The following is a 16,281-nucleotide window of genomic DNA, read 5'->3' as shown; positions in this document are numbered from 1 at the left end:
ATGACCGAAGTTACCGCAACAAGCCCCATATCGACCGATCCGTCCCGCCGAGCGAGACTTGCCGAATTTTGGTTCTATTTTGCCGAGAACCGCGGCGCCGTCATCGGGCTGTTCTTCTTCCTGTTCCTGGTGCTGCTCGCCATAGGCGCTCCGCTTGTCGCACCCCATGATCCGACCATCCAGTTCCGGGAGGCAGTTCTGCTTCCGCCGTTCTGGCAGGAAGGCGGTCGCGTGGAATTCCTTCTCGGCACTGATGCTGTCGGCCGTGACATGCTCTCCCGACTGATTTACGGCACGCGGTTTTCGCTGTTCGTCGGCGTCATCGTGACCACATTGTCGCTGATCGGCGGCATCCTCGTCGGTGTCATTGCCGGCTATTTCCGCGGATGGGTCGATACTGTCATCATGCGGATCATGGACATCATCCTGGCGTTTCCGTCGCTGCTGCTGGCGCTGGTTCTGGTCGCCGTGCTCGGTCCCGGTCTTACCAATGCGATGATCGCGATCGCACTGGTGTTCCAGCCGCATTTCGTCCGGCTGACCAGGGCCGCCGTGATGACGGAGAAGACCCGGGACTATGTCGTGGCGGCAAAGGTCGCCGGCGCGGGCCACCTGAGGCTGATGTTCAAGACCATCCTGCCGAACTGCATGGCGCCGCTCATCGTTCAGGCGACGCTCTCCTTTTCGAGTGCGATCCTCGACGCGGCGGCACTCGGCTTTCTCGGCATGGGCGCGCAGCCGCCGACGCCGGAATGGGGAACGATGCTGGCCGAAGCGCGTGAGTTCATTCTGCGCGCCTGGTGGGTCGTCACGCTCCCGGGTCTTGCGATCCTCGTGACCGTTCTCGCAATCAATCTCATGGGCGATGGCCTGCGTGATGCTCTCGACCCCAAGCTGAAGAGGTCCTGACATGGCGCTTCTCGAAATTGAAAATCTCGTCGTTGAATTCCAGACGTCTTCCGGGCCGTTCCGGGCCGTCGACGGCGTTTCGCTCAAGGTGCATGAGGGCGAGGTCCTGGCAATCGTCGGGGAATCGGGCTCAGGCAAATCCGTGTCGATGCTTGCCGCGATGGGGCTTCTGCCTTGGACTGCGAAGGTGACGGCGGACAAGCTTGCCTTCAATGGACGGGACCTTCTGAAGATGTCCGCGGCCGACCGTCGCAAGATTATCGGCAAGGACATCGCCATGATCTTCCAGGAGCCGATCGCCAGCCTCAACCCGTGCTTCACGGTCGGCTTCCAGATCGAGGAAGTATTGCGTATCCATATGGGGCTCGACCGTAAGGCGCGGCGCAAGCGCGCGATCGAACTCTTCGAGGCCGTCGGCATTCCGGAGCCCGCCGAGCGCCTCGGCCATTTCCCGCATCAGATGTCGGGTGGGCAGTGCCAGCGCGTCATGATCGCCATTGCCCTTGCCTGCAATCCGAAGCTCCTCATCGCGGATGAGCCGACCACCGCGCTGGACGTGACGATCCAGAAGCAGATCCTCGATCTTCTGATGAGACTGCAGCAGGAATACCGCATGGGCCTCATCATGATTACCCATAACATGGGCGTGGTCGCGGAAACGGCGGATCGCGTCGTCGTTCAGTACAAGGGCCGCAAGATCGAGGAGGCGGATGTGCTGTCGCTGTTCGAGTCGCCGAAAAGCAACTACACGCGCGCACTTCTTGCTGCCCTGCCGGAGAACGCGACGGGCGACCGGTTGCCGACGATCTCCGAACTCTTCAACGACCAGCAGATGCTGGAGGGAGCCACTCGATGACCCATGTTCTCGAAGCCCGCAACCTGGTGCGCGACTATCACATTCCCGGCAATCTGTTCCGCAAGGCGCGTACCGTTCATGCGCTGAAAGGCGTAAGCTTCACCGTGGACGAGGGAAAGACGCTGGCGATCGTTGGTGAAAGCGGCTGCGGCAAGTCGACGCTTGGCCGCATCATCACGCTGATCGACCCAGCGACCTCGGGCGAGTTGCTGATCGATGGAAAGAAGGTCGACATCGCCAGGGACGGCCTGACGTCGGAGATGCGCCGCAAGGTGCAGATCGTTTTCCAGAACCCTTATGGTTCGCTCAACCCCCGGCAGAAGATCGGGGACATCCTGGCGGAGCCGCTGGTCATCAACACCAAGGCACCAGCCGACGAACGGCGCGACCGCGCCATGACGATGCTGAAGAAGGTGGGTCTCGACGAGAAACACTACAATCGATATCCGCACATGTTCTCGGGCGGCCAGCGTCAACGCATCGCCATCGCGCGCGCCTTGATGCTCAATCCCAGCCTCCTCGTGTTGGATGAGCCCGTTTCCGCGCTCGATCTGTCGGTTCAGGCGCAGGTCCTTAACCTGCTCGCGGACCTGCAGGACGAGTTCCACCTGACCTATGTCTTCATCAGCCATGATCTCTCGGTGGTACGCTACATCGCAGACGACGTTATGGTGATGTATTACGGCGAGGCAGTGGAATACGGCAGCCGTGACGAGGTCTTTGCGGATCCCAAGCACAGCTATACCAAGACCCTGTTTGCCGCCACGCCGCGCGCAGACGTTGCCAGCATCAAGGCGCGCCTCGCACGGAAGGCCGCTTAAGATATCCTGCCCTGTCACTCTACAACGCCGAGCGTCTTATCAGCCGCGCGTACGGTCTAAGGAAACATGCAGCAGGGCAGGGTCCAATCGCTTTCAGCCTGAGGCTTTCGGTCGGCCGCTCCTTGGCCTCGATTACCCTTTGGTGTAGAGCTTCCCCGCCATCACCACTCGCCTTCCGGTGGCGGGCGGACGCCATCGGTCGGACGGAAGACGTCCGGCCCAAACTTCAGGATGATGACAATGGAAATCAAGCGCTTTGAAACCGGGCCGCGGATGAGCCAGGCCGTGGTCTATAACAACACGGTTTATCTGGCTGGCCAGGTCGGCAATGCCGGTGACGACGTGGTCACCCAGACGAAGCAGGCGCTCGCCGAAGTCGATCGTCTTCTTGCCCTCGCAGGCACGGACAAGACGCGCATCCTGTCGGCAACGATCTGGCTCGCGGACATGGCCGATTTCGCCAAGATGAATTCCGTTTGGGACGCCTGGGTGCCGCAGGGCCACACGCCCGCCCGCGCGACTGGCGAAGCCAAGCTCGCAACGCCGGAATACCTCGTCGAAGTCATTGTCACCGCTGCCGCTTAAGTCCTTCTTTTTTTGGTGAATTGAAGCGCGCCGCCGTGCCTGTGCACGGCGGCGTTTTGCTTCGGTCTCGCCCTCATCCCTGTGCCTGTCACAGGGATCCAGCAGCGCCCAAGTCTGTGGCGCTGTAGCGCTTTGAATTTCCGCATGTTTTTATTCTTGGAGCGGCTGCGATCTAAGGAAACATGCAGCAGGAACCAAGCACTCGCTCGGACGTTTATCGGTCGTTCCGTAATGGAAGGAATGACCAATGCTCTACTGGCTGCCACGCCTTTTCGTGCTGGTGCTCGCGGGGATCGTGATCGGTTTCGGCCTCATCCCGCAGACAACGGATGAAGTGGCGCGCACGCTGCTGATGATCGTTCTGGGGTTGGGCCTACTCTCCCTGACGCTCCACATATTCCCACCCGGACAACAATGAGCAATGCCTCGAGTGAAAGGCGGATGTGCGGGGCAAGGGCGGACTGTTCCGGATCTGCGGCTGATCGACAGCATTGCCGACGCTGCGAACCGGTAGCGGAAGAAGAAGGACGCCGATGGAAACAGCGAGGCATATCACGAGCAACCGCAAACGAAAGCGCAGCGTGGACAAGGAAATCGCGCTGGCCGATTCGCCGAGAGGCGCCGTCCGAAGGAGCAACGGCCTTGAGCTGTTGGTTGCGCTAAGCACGGTCGGCCTCTTCATCATCGCCTGCTCGGCGGCCGTCTATTCCATGGAAGCGATCCTGATGCCGATCACGCTGGCGATTATCGTTGGCATCGTGCTTGGCAGGGCGGCCGATGAATTGGAGAGGTTCGGCCTGCCGCCGATCTTCGGCGGCCTGTTGCTGGCGCTTCTCTTCGTGCTCGGGCTGTCCTCGCTGGTGAATGCACTTCTTGTCCCGATCACGGAGGTGGCGCGTGAGGCTCCCCGGCTGGCCGAGGGCGTCATAGAGCGGATATTGCCCTTCATTGAGCGGTTCACCTGGTTGAGAATGGCGCTGATACGCAACGCCGATCAGAACGCACTTGCCGACACGCTCGTAAGGAACGCCGGCCCGGTGCTTGGAGCTGTTGCAGCAGGTTTGACACCGGCACTCGTCCAGACACTGATTTTTCTGGCAGCCCTTGTCCTTTTTCTTCTCGGCCGCCTTCAGCTACGCAGCACAATCATCCTAGCCTTTGCCGGCAGGGAGCATCGCTTGAACGCGATCCGGATCATGAACGCGACCGAAGATGCACTTGCCCAGTATTTTTCGACGGCGAGCCTCATCTATCTGGCGCTCGGCTTGACGACGATGGTGATCGCGCTTGGCGGCGGACTGACCATGGCACCGTTGTGGGGGCTGTTTGCCTTCGTGTCGAGTTTCATTCCCTACCTGGGCGTGACCTGCATGACGCTGTCGCTGCTCGTCGGCGGGTTGATGACGCATGACGCGCTGCTTCTGGGAATTGCACCCGCTGTCGCCTTCTTCGTCGTGCATCTGCTCATGGAAAATCTCATCGTTCCGGCGGTCCTGGGGCACCGCTTCGAGATCAATCCATTTCTGATTTTCATCGCGATCATTTTCTGGACGTGGATGTGGGGCGCCGTCGGGGCGATTCTGGCGCTGCCCCTGTCACTTATCGCCGTGACCATATTCGAGCAGGTGCGCGAGCCGCCTGTTGACCGGCCTCTGCCGGAGTGACGTCCGGTCCGATGCCGGATTGCTGGTGGCGCAGGCCCGCGTGTTTACAGGCGCCCGGTTCGCGCCTGTTCGTCGAAGAACAGTGCCTGGCTGATCAGTGCCTTCACCATTTCCGGATTGAAGGGCTTCGTTACCAGAAAAGCCGGCTCCGGCTTCTTGCCTGTCAGGAGCCGCTCGGGGAAGGCCGTAATGAAGATCACCGGCACGGTGGTTTCAGCAAGGATATCGTTGACGGCGTCGATACCCGAACTGCCGTCGGCGAGCTGGATATCGGCAAGAACCATTTTCGGCGATGTTGTCCGATAGAGTTCGAGCGCCTCGCGATAGGTTCGAGCGATCCCGGTAACGCGATGTCCGAGGCTTGTCACCATGTCCTCGATATCCATGGCGATCAGCGGTTCGTCTTCGATAATCATGACCTCCGTCGCCACCTGACGTGAAATCTCCTGTGACGCGTCCGCGAGAAGAGTGGCGAAGGCGCCGGGGTCGAGGTTCATGATCTCGGCCGCCTCGCTTGTGGAAAAGCCTTCAACGGCGATCAGCAGGAATGCCTGGCGCGGCGCCGGCGCGATCACCGACAGATTGGCCGCGGCGTTGCGCTCCCAGGCGAAGGGCGACGTCAATTGCGCGCGATCGATGTCCAGCTTGTCGAACAGGGAGCAGAACAGCTTGTAGAGACCGATCCGGTCGTTGGAGGCGGTCGGGAAGAGACTGACGTCCTCGATCAACGCCTCGAGAACGGCGGCGACATAAGCATCGCCTGCGGCTTGCGAGCCCGTGACGGCGCGGGCATAGCGCCGCAGATAGGGAAGATGTGGCGCAATCCTGGTGGAAAGTGACATTTAGGGTTTCCTAAACTATTGTGCCGGTATGGTCCCGGTCTTGCGGACAATGGGCGTGCAGCAAGATACGTCAATGTTTTGAGCACGTCTTTTGGATTATGGAAAGCCTAGAGTAAGCAGATGACGGGCATAAGGGATAGGAATGGCCGGAACAGGGGGATAAGGCCTTCGGCGCGCGGAAGCGAAAAATGAATGAGCCTTCCGGATGGCGCAAGGCGCCGGGCGGTGCCGGCAAGCTTCCCTCAATGACGGATGCGAGCGCACAGATCGCTTCGAAATTGAAGGCGCTTTACCAAGCCTTGGAAAACGAACCGATTCCGCAGCACTTTATTGAATTGCTCGAACGTCTTGACGCAGCCGAGAACGCACAGTCGCGACCCTGATGCCCGCCGTCTGATTGACGGGCTTCGCACGACACGTCACGGCAGGCGCGAGCTTGCAGGGCGTGCGCCAACCCGGCGGCATTATTGTAGCAGCCGGCCGGGTTTCGCGCTGTCTATCCCGATCAGCAACGCGCGGTGTAGCGGCGGCCGTATTGGTCGCGGTAGTAGCAATAGCCGGGCTCGTTCGCGCGGCCGATAAGGGCGCCGGCTACGCCGCCGATCCCGGCGCCAACGGCTGCTCCGCGAACATTTCCGGTGGTTGCCCCGCCGATGATCGCGCCGGATGCGGCACCGATGCCGGCGCCCCTTTCCGTTGCCGTGCAGGCCGCCAGGGGAAGGATCAGGCTTGCTACGAGAAGTATCTTCTTCATGGTGCGTTCCTATCCGAGGTTTGGTTGCTATGAGAGAAGACGATGGTTTGTCTGGGCACGAATTTCGGGGCGGAGGAGCGCGGTGGCCCCCCTGCAGTCTTGCATGTCCGGATCAGCAACGCGCCGTGTAGCGCCGCCCGTAACGGTCACGATAGATGCAGCGTCCAGGTTCGTTTGCCCTGCCGATCAGGGCGCCGGCGACGCCACCAACAACTGCGCCGACCGCGGCACCTCCCACATCATCGGTGATGGCCCCGCCGATGATTCCGCCGGAAACGGCGCCGATAGTCGCACCTTTTTCCGTCTGCGTGCAGGCCGCCAGGGAAAGGATCAGGCCTGCTGCCATAAATACCTTCTTCATGGTACGTTTCCCTATCCAAGGTTTATTTACCGAACAGCGGAAGATGTTAAGTGCGTGTTCTCCGGTCGAAGACGGGAGGCCGACAGAATGCCGGTCGCGAGGCCAAGTTACCCGTAGGCGATTGCTCATGCCGCCACGATCATAGCATGTTCCTGGCATAGTTTGGCTGATCGCTGCAGGCGCAACTAGGTCACGCATTCCTCACTCCCTTGTACGTGGCCGCCGCCCGCGGCGCTTGTTATTATTGCCAAAACGCCGATTGCAACCATTTGTTCCGCGTGTCCATGCGCCGTCGCGCATGATCGTTGTCGCGCGTCCGCATCCTGATTGCAAAAGGCCGCTGATCAATCGGCCACCTGCCCATTTTCAACCCAAGCAGTGCAATCCCTTACCAAGCAATTGTTGACGCGGACGAGGAACCCGCTGCCGGCTTCTTCCGTTTGTTCCAGGTGTCGGCGTCAAAGGAGCGCGGAAATGGAACATGTTGCCGCCATCATGGTTCTCGTCGGTTGCATGCAGAATACGACAGCGTGCCGGGAGGTGCCATCGCCGTTGGTTGCCTTCGAAACCGTGGAGGAATGCGACACCTTGCTTCCTCCCGCGATGGAGGAGGTCGGCAAGGTTTTCAAGACGGCATACGGCAAGTGCGCCGAGGTCGATCCTGCACTCATCGTCGAAAGTGCGGTGATCGAATGGACGATCACACCTGCGGGAAAGCTGGAAGTGACCGTCTCTCCGGATGAAGAGCCTTATGCGGTTGCGGGCGGTGTCCGTCCTTCGTCCGGCGATAAGTGACTTTGGGCATCAAAGATTGAAAGGAGCGTAATCATGAACTGGGACATCATCGAAGGTCGGTGGACCGAATTCAAGGGCAAGGCCCAGGTGCAGTGGGGAAAGCTCACCAACGACGATCTCGACATCATCAACGGCAATCGGAAGGAACTCGCCGGGCGCATTCAGGCGCGCTACGGAATTGCCAAGGAAGAGGCGGAGCGCCAAATCGACGAATGGGCATCGCGCCATTGACGGGCTGAGACGGGCTGACGAAACCTCGCCGGACGCGACGCGCTTCTTGCGATGATGCGTCACTTATCCTCTTTGGGTAGCGCTTTCTCGGCTTTTTCCAGAGCGTCAAGAAGGGCCTGGAGGCGTTTATTGCGCTTCTCTTCCGTGTGAATGTGAAGATCACGCATCGTTCTGCCGATATGCAGGTTATGCCTGCGCACGGGCGCGTTGTGCCGGGCGACCTCGGTCACCGATTTCCATATATGTCGCGATGGAATCTTCATTGCGTTTCCAAGAGCTTCGTTACCGGAACAACGCCAAGCCCTATCGAAGGTTCCTGGCGAATTTTGTTGCCGTGTGCCGGTTCTGGACCATTTCCCGCTCGTTGGTTAACGAAAGGTTTTCTTTTGGCCAAAAGCCATTGGAGGTCTCGCCGGGAGAAAAAACGGAACCCGGAACAAAGGCGATGAGCTAAGCGTTCCAATTTCACCAACGCAGACATTGGAGATATCGATGCTCTACTATGCTCTCGTCTTTCTGATTGTTGCCATCATTGCCGGAATTCTCGGATTTGGTGGTATTGCCGGAGCTTCGGCAGGCATCGCCCAGGTCTTGTTCTTCCTGTTCCTCGTATTCTTGGTGATTTCGCTCATTGCCGGATTGATACGCAGAACCTGATGCGACAAGTCCGGGGGCTCATAAACGAGAAAGGGGCGAAGCGCCATGCTTCGCCCCTTTCCGTTGCAAGCCGTGTTCAGTTCTCTTGCTCCGGCCAATGCGCTTGGCTATTCATGCGGGTACCCGCCCACCGGTCAGGAACAGAACAATCTCATGAAGTCCCTGGAACTCATCGTCGAGCGCATTATCCTTTCGAGCCGATGGCTACTGGTCCTCTTTTATCTCGGGCTGGTTGCAGCGCTTGCTCTCTACGGCGTTTCCTTCATCTACAAGTTCCTGAAGGTTGCGGGCTTGGTCTTTGTCTACGACGATGCCCAGATGATCCTTGCAATGCTCGGCTTGATCGACGCCGCACTCGTCGCAAGCCTGATCGTCATGGTGATGATTTCCGGATACGAGAACTTCGTCAGCCGCTTCGACGAGGGCGAGGGCGAAGTCTCCTTCCTGGGCAAGCTTGATTCAGGCAGCCTGAAGATCAAGGTCGCCTCCTCCATCGTGGCGATCTCGTCGATCCATCTGCTGCAGATCTTCCTCAACGCCCAGCAGTTCACGAGCGAAAAGCTGATGTGGGCGACGATCATGCATCTGGCTTTTGTCGTTTCGGCCGTGCTCCTCGGTTCCCTGGAGCAGATCATGAGCAAGTTGAAAAAGTAGTAGCGGCGCGACTGATGCAGCCAACTTCTGGCGCATGCGGCGGGTTTGTGAACGAGCAAGCGGGGCAGTGGCATATGAAGACTGACGTAGTGGTTTTGGGCGCCGGCATCGTCGGCATTTCCGCCGCCATCCACCTAGCGCGACGCGGGAAATCGGTAGTGCTTCTCGACCGACGCGGCCCGGGCGAGGAGACGTCTTACGGCAATGCCGGGCTTATCCAGCGCGAAGGCGTCTTTCCCTACGGCTTTCCCCATAATTTCGGTGCGCTCTTCCGCTACGCGCTGAACAACACCATCGACGCCAGCTATCATTTTCGCGCGCTGCCGGGGCTGGTGCCCTTTCTGGCGCGCTATTGGTGGCATTCCGGCTTCACCCAGCACCAGAGGATCGCGCATCTCTATGCACCGCTGATCGAAAACTCGATCGCCGAGCACAAGGACCTGATCGAGGCTTCCGGTGCCGGGGACCTCATCCGCAAGGATGGCTGGATGAAGGTGTTTCGCACGGAAAAGGAGCGCGACGCCGCCTACAAGGACGCGGAAAAACTCTCCGCCGGTTTTGGCGTCAATCACCAGAAGCTTTCGACGAGCGAGCTTAGGACCATCGAACCATCCATCCGCGTCGAGCTCGCCGGCGGGCTGCGCTGGACCGACCCCTGGTCGATCCGCGATCCGCATAGCCTCAACAAGGCCTATCTTACCTATTTCCAATCGCTCGGCGGCAGGCTCGTCTCCGGAGACGCTGCGACATTGGAGCACATTCTGGAGGGCGCCGGCTGGCGGGTGGCGACACCGGAAGGTCCGCTCGAAACCCGCGAGGTGGTGGTGGCGCTCGGTCCCTGGGCCGACACGGTGACCCGCAAGCTCGGCTATCATTTTCCGCTCGCGGTCAAGCGCGGCTACCATATGCACTATGGTGTCCAGGAAGGGGCGACGCTTAACAACTGGGTGCTCGACGCCGAAAAGGGCTACTTCCTGGCACCGATGCTGCGCGGGATCCGCTTGACGACAGGCGCGGAATTTGCACAGCGGGACGCGCCGAAAACGCCGGTACAGTTGACCCGGGCCGAACGGGTCGCGCGCGAGTTCTTCCCGCTGGCCGAACGCCGCGATGAGGAGCCATGGATGGGTGCGCGGCCCTGCACGCCCGATATGATGCCGATCATAGGCAAGGCACCGCGGCACGAGGGCCTCTGGCTCGCCTTCGGCCATGCCCACCACGGCATGACGCTTGGCCCGGTCACCGGCCGCGCGCTTGCCGAGGCCATGACCGGCGAAAAGACCGTGATCGACATCGCTCCCTATCGGCCCGAGCGCTTCCTCGCCTAGCTATTCCAGGAAGCGTGCGTCGGTCTTCCGTCTGGAATTTTGTAGTTCCAAAGAGTTAGATCATTTTCCTCCCCGATGGTGGCACCGTGCTGCCGTTTTTGTTGTCCCCGCGTGGAACCAAACGGCCGCTCACGTGTTTCGCCGGTGGCTGAAGGCGAGGGTTCGGTTCGTTGGCGCCTGCCCAGCGAAAGATTGCCCGTCGCTCCGCGAGCCGCCGGGAGGGAGTTTCAAGCCTATGAGTAAGCAGACGATAGAATTCGCCGGCGAGGCGGTCGGCGCACTGATACCTGACAACGGACAATTGCGCTTTGTCGCTGTCAAATACAGTGTGTGGCCGCTGGACGGGCAGGTATTCCAAACGCCCGAAGATGCCCGCCGGGCGGTCGCCATGTTGCAGGCACATCGACAGAGAGGGCCGGCCATCCGGAGGAATCCGCGCGCAGGCTCAGCACCCATTCACGGTCATTCCGATCCGGAAGTTCCATCTGCTTTTCCCAGCCGTTAGAGCGATTCCAGAAAGGGCGTGCGACGGCTTTTCAAAGAGTTGGATCATTTCACTGTCAATGAAGCAGTGAGATGATCTCCAGCGCTGCGCGCCTTATCAAACGCGCAACGGGCGTTTGCAGCACTTTGATGTGCTGCATGTTTCCTTAGCTATAAGGAAACATGCATTAGCCTTCCTTCGAAACGGCCGTAGCGTCCCGAGGCGCGGCGGGCCGTCCGTTCGCGCCACCTTCGGAAGGCTCCGGTGGCTTCCAGTGGAGAGCGATCTCCAGCCGCCAGAGGATGAAAAGCACGGCGAGGCTGGCGCAGGAGGCAAAGGCGGCGATAAGCCAGAAGCCAAAACCGACGGACAGCCCCGCCGCACCCGCGAGCCACATGCCAGCTCCCGTGGTCAGCCCTTTGACCTCGCCCTTCGAAAATACGATCATGCCGGCCGCGAGGAAGGCCACCCCCGCGGTGACCGCCTCCACGACCCGTATCGGGTCGATCCGCACTTCGGGTCCCGAAAGACTCATCATATGCACGCTTTCCACCGCGATCACGGCGAAAATCGACGATGCGAGGCTGATGAGAATGTGCGTCCTGAGTCCGGCCGGCCGCTGCCGTTTTTCCCGCTCTATGCCAATCAGCGCCCCGAACAGGATTGCGCCGCAGAAGCGCGCGAATATGACCGGATAGGGAACCTGCGTTGGAGCAAGGATGTCGGCGAGGATCTGTTCCATGAGCAGCGCAGCAATTCAACGTGCTACAGCGTCTTCTCTGGCGTCTGTTGAGACGCGCGGCGCTGTAATCAATATCTTCGCTTCAATCACCGAAACGGGGAGGATTGGTGCTCCCCGTTTATGATAGCCTTTGGCTGCTGCATGTTTCCTTAAATCGTAACTGGGATCAAAACATGCAGCAATTCAAGTGCTACAGCGTCCTTTGCGCGTCTGATAGGACGCGCGGCGCTGTAGGGCTTATTGCGCTGGTTGTGCCGGCGTCGTCTGCGGTTGCGGTGCCGGGCTTGCCGGTGGCGTTGCCGGGGTCTCCGGTGCGGCTGGCGGCGTGCCGGGCGTCGCTTGTCCGGCCGGAGGTGTGGCGGTCGATGGCGGCGTTGTCGTCGACTGGTCCGAGGTTGCCGGTGGCGGTGTCGCCTCTTCCGTGTCCCTGGTCAATTCTGCGGGCAGCCAAGCGATAAGCGCCAGCACCAGCCCCGCAAGCAGAATTATCAGCAAGGGCCAACTGCTGCGGCTCGACAATTTGCCGCGCATCTCGGGGTCCCGGGTCGTCGGCTGGCCGGTCACGGGATCGATGAGCGGCTTGTCCTTCAATTCTTCATGCTGATTCATCGCATTCACATCCTTTCTGGACATCATCCATTGCCGGCGAAGCAAAGCAAATGCCGGCATGTGGCTCCCTAAATCAGCAGTGACTTAAGGAGGGACTCCGTACCATCGCAAGTATAGTCGCGACCTCACCGCGGCCGGTGAGAGCCACGATGAAATATTAAAACGTTCCAGATCTTGCTAGGTTCCGTCGCAGGCGGCGCGAGCTACAATTTGCCGCGCAAAGGTGCTTTACAGATACGTGTCGTAACTGCAAAAAAGCTCGCTTGGATGCCGCGAAAACGCTGCATGCATCGAGAGGAGCAAATGACTGCTGCATATCAATCGGGAACCTTCGTCGGGCGGGTTTGACGTCCGTCAAGGGCGCCACACTCGGCAACGATGACAATCTGCGCGATGTCGAGGGGCGCTCCGCGTTGCTTCTCGGCAGGGCCAAGGACAACAATGCCTCCTGCGCGATCGGGCCATTTATCCGGCATTTCGACGAGACCTATTCGATCGATGATGTGCGCAATGTCGATCTCGACCTGCTGATCGAAGGGTCCGACGGCTTCCGTCTTGAAGGTGCGAGCACGATGCGCGAGATCAGCCGTGACCCGCTCGATCTCGTCGCCCAGACCATCGGCCGCATCATCAGTATCCGGATGGGGTGATGGTGTTCATGGGCGCGCTGTTCGCGCCTGTCGAGGATCGCGACGAGCCCGGGCAGGGGTTCACCCACAAGCTCGGCGTGACGATTTCAAGTCCTGCGCTCGGCAGCCTCGTCAATACGGTACGGCTTGCGACCGAAGGCCCGCCATGGACCTTTGGCATGACGGCGCTGATGCGCAATCTTGCGAAACGCGGATTGCTGCAGGCATGGAAACATTTGCCGCTTGTGGAAGATGCCGGACGACTTGCTTGCCTCGAGGCGCAGTTATACGCAATCTTGAGTGGGTTTGATTACCGGTTCGTTCGAAGTGGGTTGAGATCACAATGAGAGTCGTTGCACTGTGGGTTCTGGCGGGCTTATTCCTCGTCACCGCAACGGGTCCGTCGTGGGCGGAGCCGTTGCTGACCATCGAGGATGTCGGCAACGCCCTCGGCAAATGCTGGACCCCGCCGTCGGGCATCAAGGATTCCTTCGTCACCTTGAAGTTCGGCTTCAAAGGCAACGGAACGCTGATGGGTCCGCCGCAACCGACCGCGATCCGCGTCACCGGAGACGAGACACAGCGCAAGGCCTTCGTCGCAGCGGCGACCGAGGCGCTGCAAGGCTGCATGCCGCTGGAGTTTTCAAAGGCACTCGCCGACGAGATCGCCGGGAATGTGTTCACGCTGCAGTTCAGGTCGGCGGAGTAGCGGGGCTGGAGAGGCAATAGGTCGGGCGTGGTGATCTGCTGTTTGCGGCATCAGATCGCCGTATCGGCCCGTCTTTCAGCCGCCAGAGCTGGCTTGTGACCAGGTTCGCCGAGTCTTCTGCGTTGTGTACCATTGGCGGAATTTAGAGCGGGGCGTTCCGCGGTTAACTGAATAAGACCTAAGAGCGGTTGCTATTCTTATAACAAAGGCGCAGTGTCCAACCTTCAGTAGCAGATGTCACGGGCGCTACTGCTTGAGGGCTAGATACCCTAGCCCCCGATCAAGGAGGACGCCATGTCTTCCACCGTACGCAACATTTCGCCTACCGACCAAGAAAAGATCCAGTCAGTCTTAGACGAGGCTGGTTACAGCGCTGACCTCCTTATCCATGATCCGAGACTTTTCGAGACTGCCGCATTGCTGGTAACTAAGCTGCTCCTTGCGGGGGTTGACTCCCGGTCGGGACTAGCAACGAAGCTCAAGTGTCAGTTGGGGGAGGCCGGCAAGCACAGGCAACCGTCGGGTTCCTTGTTGGGGCGCTACGCAATCCAAGGTCTTCCACTCGAGTTACAACGCCTTATGCGATGAACAACGCTTGCATGGTACGGAAGTGCCAGTCTGCGAGAAGAGGACGCAATGGCTTCCCGCTCCTGTAACAACACAGGGGCTCATTCGGAGATAAAGACATGCCCCATCCATACCGCCCGGCATCGGCTCTGCAAATGAGCGCGCTTCTATCCGCAACTCTGTTATTCATCCCCGGCGCATATGGTCAAGGAACGCCGCCGGTGCCCGCTAATGCCGAAGCAAGCCGCTACGGATCAGGCTGGGAGTGCAATCGTGGATTCCGAAGAGAAGCCGATTCCTGCGTTGCGGTGACGGCTCCCGACCACGCGTTTCTGACGAATGAATCCTATGGCAAGGGCTGGGAATGTCACTACGGATTTTCTGAAAAGGGCAGCCGGTGCCTTGAGGTTCAGGTGCCTGCCAATGCCTATCTTGATCCGTACTATGGTGATCGCTGGCAGTGCATGCGGGGATATCGTCAAAACGACACTGGATGCGACCTTATCGAGGTGCCGGACAACGCGTTTCTGACGGACTCGACGTTTAATGAGGGATGGGAATGTGAACGAGGTTACCAGATTGTCGGCCGCGAATGCGTCGCGTTGATCGTTCCTGACCATGCCTATCTGACGACCAGCGGCAACGAATGGATATGCGATCGTGGTTTTGAAAAGAAGGACCAGACCTGTGCTGCTGTAAAGGTTCCCAAAAATGCAATCTTCGCGGACAATTCCTACGGCCAGAAATGGAAATGTGATCGCGGCTTTGAAGCGAAAGGAACCACATGTTCAGAAATCAAGCTTCCTGAAAACGCGCATCTCGGTCCTTCCGGTAACGCCTGGGAGTGCAACCGGCCGTATCAGCTCCGCGGTGGAGTCTGCAGTATGGAGTGACGATCTCTGGACATCGTTGCGGACTTGAGTCGAGTTTCTATGAGGCGTCATGAAGTCCTGTTTATGAGCGAACCGCCGCACTGCAGCATCTTGGAATGAAACGAGTTTTTGGCGTCTGTCATCCCAAAGAACGAGCCTAAGGCATTGCAAGCTTTCCCAAGGAGTGATGCGGCCGATATGCGCGAGCTGCGGGTGATCGCCCAGTACTTGCGGCAGTCTGTAGTAAGGGATACTGCTCGACAGGTGATGCACGTAAGTTGTTGAAGTGTTAGACCCGACGAGCCTTGCGTGCCGCGGAACGGCGATCGCGCTCGGCTTTGCGCGCAGCTTCGTCGGCCAACGCGCCGCCTTCGGCTGCTTTCCTCTCCGCGATTTCGGCAGCTGCGAATTCCGCCATCAGGCGCTCATTTGAAGTCGCGCAGCCGACGCCAACCGGCACAACCCCCGGGTTCTCAAAACCGCTCAAAGTTTCTGATGGCCTCGCCGCGGCAAAGGGTATGCGTCCGCGTCATAAAGCTCCCGTATCTGCTGGCCATTGTAGCGGGCTTCCTCGACCTCAAGAACAGAGCCGCGGAGCATCGACGCCGGCATGTCCTCAACCGCAAAGCGAAGCGCTTCGGCAACCGAATCAAACCGCTGGTACCGAAGCCGGCTCGTTCTTCTCACGGTCTTGCAGGGATATAGTCCCGCGCCGGCACTGTAATCAAACGTCATGAATGCGCTCCTTGGATGCAAAGAGAGTGTCGCGGGAACGGCTCATACGTTTCTCGAGGCGTTGCTGCCGCTCAACGGGCCTGCGCTCGCGCATTCGGAGGATCTGTCTGGCGCGTATCTTCTGCAGCTTGGTTGCATTCGAGCCTTCTGGCGCTGCCGGCCGGAACAGGTTTTCCGCCGCGAGGCGGGCTGTATTCATCATAAGAGTGTCCTAAAACGTGGATGCGCAACGCAATAGCGTTCAGCGCAAATTTCTCCCGCCAGAGCGGAGTTCGGAACGTTTGCAAGTCGGGGATTGCCAAGCAGCCGGACGAGCCGGTGAGATCAGGTAGCCGAAAGGCTGAAAACGCAACCTTCATGTGGCGACGCCCACCGCCTCATTCAAGGCTCCCCGCCGCTCGCCGTCGAAAGACCAACGACCGTGGTGCCTCGGGTGCCAGAGGCGGCATGCCAGAGGCACCCCTGCTTCCACCGGAG

Annotated in this window: 25 protein-coding genes and 2 pseudogenes; 17 read left to right on the top strand and 10 right to left on the bottom strand. The window is 59.5% G+C overall.

Annotation, left to right across the window (positions count from 1 at the left end):
• The 6 genes from PZN02_RS02495 (at position 1) to PZN02_RS02470 (ending at position 4,835) form a co-directional block, all read left to right on the top strand.
• Positions 1-909, top strand: coding sequence for an ABC transporter permease subunit (locus PZN02_RS02495; protein ID WP_280660058.1), 909 nt, complete (start codon positions 1-3; stop codon positions 907-909).
• A gap of 1 nt (position 910) precedes the next feature.
• On the top strand, positions 911-1,765 hold the full coding sequence (locus PZN02_RS02490) for an ABC transporter ATP-binding protein (RefSeq protein ID WP_280660057.1): 855 nt from the start codon (positions 911-913) through the stop codon (positions 1,763-1,765).
• Positions 1,762-2,586 carry an ABC transporter ATP-binding protein gene (locus tag PZN02_RS02485; protein ID WP_280660056.1) on the top strand — a complete coding sequence of 275 codons (825 nt, stop codon included), beginning with the start codon at positions 1,762-1,764 and terminating at the stop codon, positions 2,584-2,586. The genes PZN02_RS02490 and PZN02_RS02485 overlap by 4 nt, the downstream gene beginning before the upstream one ends.
• A gap of 240 nt (positions 2,587-2,826) precedes the next feature.
• Positions 2,827-3,171, top strand: a complete 345-nt coding sequence (locus PZN02_RS02480; protein WP_153438308.1) for a RidA family protein — start codon at positions 2,827-2,829, stop codon at positions 3,169-3,171.
• A gap of 247 nt (positions 3,172-3,418) precedes the next feature.
• Positions 3,419-3,589 carry a hypothetical protein gene (locus tag PZN02_RS02475; protein WP_280660055.1) on the top strand — a complete coding sequence of 57 codons (171 nt, stop codon included), beginning with the start codon at positions 3,419-3,421 and terminating at the stop codon, positions 3,587-3,589.
• 115 nt (positions 3,590-3,704) lie between these two features.
• Positions 3,705-4,835: an AI-2E family transporter gene (locus PZN02_RS02470; RefSeq protein WP_280660054.1), complete on the top strand. Its 1,131-nt coding sequence runs from the start codon at positions 3,705-3,707 to the stop codon at positions 4,833-4,835.
• Between the two features lie 44 nt (positions 4,836-4,879).
• On the opposite strand, the gene PZN02_RS02465 is transcribed toward PZN02_RS02470, so the two are convergent.
• Entirely contained in the window at positions 4,880-5,677 is a 798-nt protein-coding gene (locus PZN02_RS02465) for a response regulator (protein ID WP_280660053.1), read from the bottom strand.
• 188 nt (positions 5,678-5,865) lie between these two features.
• On the opposite strand from PZN02_RS02465, the gene PZN02_RS02460 reads away from it, so the two are divergent.
• A complete protein-coding gene (locus tag PZN02_RS02460) occupies positions 5,866-6,060 on the top strand; it encodes a NepR family anti-sigma factor (protein ID WP_425336264.1) in 195 nt (64 codons plus the stop codon).
• A gap of 122 nt (positions 6,061-6,182) precedes the next feature.
• Here the strand turns inward: PZN02_RS02460 and PZN02_RS02455 are convergent, their stop codons facing one another.
• Positions 6,183-6,431 carry a glycine zipper domain-containing protein gene (locus PZN02_RS02455; RefSeq protein WP_280660052.1) on the bottom strand — a complete coding sequence of 83 codons (249 nt, stop codon included), beginning with the start codon at positions 6,429-6,431 and terminating at the stop codon, positions 6,183-6,185.
• Between the two features lie 112 nt (positions 6,432-6,543).
• Positions 6,544-6,792: a glycine zipper domain-containing protein gene (locus tag PZN02_RS02450; protein ID WP_280660050.1), complete on the bottom strand. Its 249-nt coding sequence runs from the start codon at positions 6,790-6,792 to the stop codon at positions 6,544-6,546.
• 474 nt (positions 6,793-7,266) lie between these two features.
• Between PZN02_RS02450 and PZN02_RS02445 the strand changes: the two genes are divergently transcribed.
• Both PZN02_RS02445 and PZN02_RS02440 read left to right on the top strand, forming a co-directional pair.
• Positions 7,267-7,587: a hypothetical protein gene (locus PZN02_RS02445; RefSeq protein ID WP_280660049.1), complete on the top strand. Its 321-nt coding sequence runs from the start codon at positions 7,267-7,269 to the stop codon at positions 7,585-7,587.
• A 33-nt stretch (positions 7,588-7,620) separates the two neighbouring features.
• Positions 7,621-7,818 (top strand): CsbD family protein, encoded by a 198-nt coding sequence (locus PZN02_RS02440; RefSeq protein WP_225105449.1) that lies wholly within the window; start codon positions 7,621-7,623, stop codon positions 7,816-7,818.
• A 59-nt stretch (positions 7,819-7,877) separates the two neighbouring features.
• Here the strand turns inward: PZN02_RS02440 and PZN02_RS02435 are convergent, their stop codons facing one another.
• A complete protein-coding gene (locus PZN02_RS02435; RefSeq protein WP_280660048.1) occupies positions 7,878-8,081 on the bottom strand; it encodes a hypothetical protein in 204 nt (67 codons plus the stop codon).
• Positions 8,082-8,310: 229 nt separating this feature from the next.
• Here PZN02_RS02435 and PZN02_RS02430 point away from each other — a divergent pair, with 229 nt between their 5' ends.
• The 4 genes from PZN02_RS02430 (at position 8,311) to PZN02_RS02415 (ending at position 10,962) form a co-directional block, all read left to right on the top strand.
• The gene (locus PZN02_RS02430) at positions 8,311-8,475 is read left to right on the top strand and encodes a DUF1328 domain-containing protein (RefSeq protein WP_280660047.1); all 165 of its coding nucleotides are present in this window, start codon (positions 8,311-8,313) and stop codon (positions 8,473-8,475) included.
• Between the two features lie 153 nt (positions 8,476-8,628).
• Positions 8,629-9,129: a TIGR00645 family protein gene (locus PZN02_RS02425; RefSeq protein ID WP_225105447.1), complete on the top strand. Its 501-nt coding sequence runs from the start codon at positions 8,629-8,631 to the stop codon at positions 9,127-9,129.
• A gap of 74 nt (positions 9,130-9,203) precedes the next feature.
• Positions 9,204-10,457, top strand: a complete 1,254-nt coding sequence (locus tag PZN02_RS02420; RefSeq protein ID WP_280660046.1) for an NAD(P)/FAD-dependent oxidoreductase — start codon at positions 9,204-9,206, stop codon at positions 10,455-10,457.
• A gap of 235 nt (positions 10,458-10,692) precedes the next feature.
• The gene (locus PZN02_RS02415; protein ID WP_280660045.1) at positions 10,693-10,962 is read left to right on the top strand and encodes a hypothetical protein; all 270 of its coding nucleotides are present in this window, start codon (positions 10,693-10,695) and stop codon (positions 10,960-10,962) included.
• 166 nt (positions 10,963-11,128) lie between these two features.
• On the opposite strand, the gene PZN02_RS02410 is transcribed toward PZN02_RS02415, so the two are convergent.
• On the bottom strand, positions 11,129-11,683 hold the full coding sequence (locus tag PZN02_RS02410; RefSeq protein WP_280660044.1) for an MgtC/SapB family protein: 555 nt from the start codon (positions 11,681-11,683) through the stop codon (positions 11,129-11,131).
• Between the two features lie 237 nt (positions 11,684-11,920).
• Positions 11,921-12,292 carry a hypothetical protein gene (locus PZN02_RS02405; protein ID WP_425336263.1) on the bottom strand — a complete coding sequence of 124 codons (372 nt, stop codon included), beginning with the start codon at positions 12,290-12,292 and terminating at the stop codon, positions 11,921-11,923.
• A 353-nt stretch (positions 12,293-12,645) separates the two neighbouring features.
• On the opposite strand from PZN02_RS02405, the pseudogene PZN02_RS02400 reads away from it, so the two are divergent.
• From PZN02_RS02400 to PZN02_RS02385, 4 genes and pseudogenes are all read left to right on the top strand, one after another.
• A pseudogene (locus PZN02_RS02400) lies at positions 12,646-13,142 on the top strand (fumarylacetoacetate hydrolase family protein); the annotation flags it as partial.
• A gap of 122 nt (positions 13,143-13,264) precedes the next feature.
• Positions 13,265-13,630 carry a hypothetical protein gene (locus PZN02_RS02395; RefSeq protein ID WP_280660042.1) on the top strand — a complete coding sequence of 122 codons (366 nt, stop codon included), beginning with the start codon at positions 13,265-13,267 and terminating at the stop codon, positions 13,628-13,630.
• 294 nt (positions 13,631-13,924) lie between these two features.
• Positions 13,925-14,218, top strand: a complete 294-nt coding sequence (locus PZN02_RS02390) for a hypothetical protein (protein WP_280660041.1) — start codon at positions 13,925-13,927, stop codon at positions 14,216-14,218.
• Between the two features lie 98 nt (positions 14,219-14,316).
• Positions 14,317-15,090, top strand: coding sequence for a hypothetical protein (locus PZN02_RS02385; protein WP_280660040.1), 774 nt, complete (start codon positions 14,317-14,319; stop codon positions 15,088-15,090).
• An 81-nt stretch (positions 15,091-15,171) separates the two neighbouring features.
• Here the strand turns inward: PZN02_RS02385 and PZN02_RS02380 are convergent.
• From PZN02_RS02380 to PZN02_RS02365, 4 genes and pseudogenes are all read right to left on the bottom strand, one after another.
• A pseudogene (locus PZN02_RS02380) lies at positions 15,172-15,345 on the bottom strand (fatty acid desaturase); the annotation flags it as partial.
• A 13-nt stretch (positions 15,346-15,358) separates the two neighbouring features.
• A complete protein-coding gene (locus tag PZN02_RS02375; RefSeq protein ID WP_280660039.1) occupies positions 15,359-15,487 on the bottom strand; it encodes a hypothetical protein in 129 nt (42 codons plus the stop codon).
• A 65-nt stretch (positions 15,488-15,552) separates the two neighbouring features.
• Complete coding sequence (locus PZN02_RS02370) at positions 15,553-15,804, bottom strand: hypothetical protein (RefSeq protein ID WP_280660038.1); 252 nt, start codon at positions 15,802-15,804, stop codon at positions 15,553-15,555.
• Entirely contained in the window at positions 15,794-16,006 is a 213-nt protein-coding gene (locus PZN02_RS02365) for a hypothetical protein (RefSeq protein WP_280660037.1), read from the bottom strand. Before PZN02_RS02365 ends, PZN02_RS02370 begins: the two co-directional genes overlap by 11 nt.
• Between the last annotated feature and the right edge of the window lie 275 nt (positions 16,007-16,281).

The organism is Sinorhizobium garamanticum, from assembly GCF_029892065.1.
Lineage (GTDB): Bacteria > Pseudomonadota > Alphaproteobacteria > Rhizobiales > Rhizobiaceae > Sinorhizobium > Sinorhizobium garamanticum.
Note: the sequence above shows the minus strand (reverse complement) of the source record. Positions and strands in the feature narration are given on the sequence as shown.

What these genes read in the sequence shown, in the direction of transcription:
- PZN02_RS02420 (WP_280660046.1), top strand. Translation starts at nt 9,204, where the DNA reads ATGAAGACTGACGTAGTGGTTTTGGGCGCCGGCATCGTCGGCATTTCC.
- PZN02_RS02370 (WP_280660038.1), bottom strand. Translation starts at nt 15,804, where the DNA reads ATGACGTTTGATTACAGTGCCGGCGCGGGACTATATCCCTGCAAGACC.
- PZN02_RS02415 (WP_280660045.1), top strand. Translation starts at nt 10,693, where the DNA reads ATGAGTAAGCAGACGATAGAATTCGCCGGCGAGGCGGTCGGCGCACTG.
- PZN02_RS02375 (WP_280660039.1), bottom strand. Translation starts at nt 15,487, where the DNA reads ATGGCGGAATTCGCAGCTGCCGAAATCGCGGAGAGGAAAGCAGCCGAA.
- PZN02_RS02390 (WP_280660041.1), top strand. Translation starts at nt 13,925, where the DNA reads ATGTCTTCCACCGTACGCAACATTTCGCCTACCGACCAAGAAAAGATC.
- PZN02_RS02450 (WP_280660050.1), bottom strand. Translation starts at nt 6,792, where the DNA reads ATGAAGAAGGTATTTATGGCAGCAGGCCTGATCCTTTCCCTGGCGGCC.
- PZN02_RS02385 (WP_280660040.1), top strand. Translation starts at nt 14,317, where the DNA reads ATGCCCCATCCATACCGCCCGGCATCGGCTCTGCAAATGAGCGCGCTT.
- PZN02_RS02440 (WP_225105449.1), top strand. Translation starts at nt 7,621, where the DNA reads ATGAACTGGGACATCATCGAAGGTCGGTGGACCGAATTCAAGGGCAAG.
- PZN02_RS02495 (WP_280660058.1), top strand. Translation starts at nt 1, where the DNA reads ATGACCGAAGTTACCGCAACAAGCCCCATATCGACCGATCCGTCCCGC.
- PZN02_RS02405 (WP_425336263.1), bottom strand. Translation starts at nt 12,292, where the DNA reads ATGAATCAGCATGAAGAATTGAAGGACAAGCCGCTCATCGATCCCGTG.
- PZN02_RS02395 (WP_280660042.1), top strand. Translation starts at nt 13,265, where the DNA reads ATGAGAGTCGTTGCACTGTGGGTTCTGGCGGGCTTATTCCTCGTCACC.
- PZN02_RS02410 (WP_280660044.1), bottom strand. Translation starts at nt 11,683, where the DNA reads ATGGAACAGATCCTCGCCGACATCCTTGCTCCAACGCAGGTTCCCTAT.
- PZN02_RS02465 (WP_280660053.1), bottom strand. Translation starts at nt 5,677, where the DNA reads ATGTCACTTTCCACCAGGATTGCGCCACATCTTCCCTATCTGCGGCGC.
- PZN02_RS02480 (WP_153438308.1), top strand. Translation starts at nt 2,827, where the DNA reads ATGGAAATCAAGCGCTTTGAAACCGGGCCGCGGATGAGCCAGGCCGTG.
- PZN02_RS02435 (WP_280660048.1), bottom strand. Translation starts at nt 8,081, where the DNA reads ATGAAGATTCCATCGCGACATATATGGAAATCGGTGACCGAGGTCGCC.
- PZN02_RS02460 (WP_425336264.1), top strand. Translation starts at nt 5,866, where the DNA reads ATGAATGAGCCTTCCGGATGGCGCAAGGCGCCGGGCGGTGCCGGCAAG.
- PZN02_RS02445 (WP_280660049.1), top strand. Translation starts at nt 7,267, where the DNA reads ATGGAACATGTTGCCGCCATCATGGTTCTCGTCGGTTGCATGCAGAAT.
- PZN02_RS02430 (WP_280660047.1), top strand. Translation starts at nt 8,311, where the DNA reads ATGCTCTACTATGCTCTCGTCTTTCTGATTGTTGCCATCATTGCCGGA.
- PZN02_RS02455 (WP_280660052.1), bottom strand. Translation starts at nt 6,431, where the DNA reads ATGAAGAAGATACTTCTCGTAGCAAGCCTGATCCTTCCCCTGGCGGCC.
- PZN02_RS02485 (WP_280660056.1), top strand. Translation starts at nt 1,762, where the DNA reads ATGACCCATGTTCTCGAAGCCCGCAACCTGGTGCGCGACTATCACATT.
- PZN02_RS02475 (WP_280660055.1), top strand. Translation starts at nt 3,419, where the DNA reads ATGCTCTACTGGCTGCCACGCCTTTTCGTGCTGGTGCTCGCGGGGATC.
- PZN02_RS02470 (WP_280660054.1), top strand. Translation starts at nt 3,705, where the DNA reads ATGGAAACAGCGAGGCATATCACGAGCAACCGCAAACGAAAGCGCAGC.
- PZN02_RS02490 (WP_280660057.1), top strand. Translation starts at nt 911, where the DNA reads ATGGCGCTTCTCGAAATTGAAAATCTCGTCGTTGAATTCCAGACGTCT.
- PZN02_RS02365 (WP_280660037.1), bottom strand. Translation starts at nt 16,006, where the DNA reads ATGATGAATACAGCCCGCCTCGCGGCGGAAAACCTGTTCCGGCCGGCA.
- PZN02_RS02425 (WP_225105447.1), top strand. Translation starts at nt 8,629, where the DNA reads ATGAAGTCCCTGGAACTCATCGTCGAGCGCATTATCCTTTCGAGCCGA.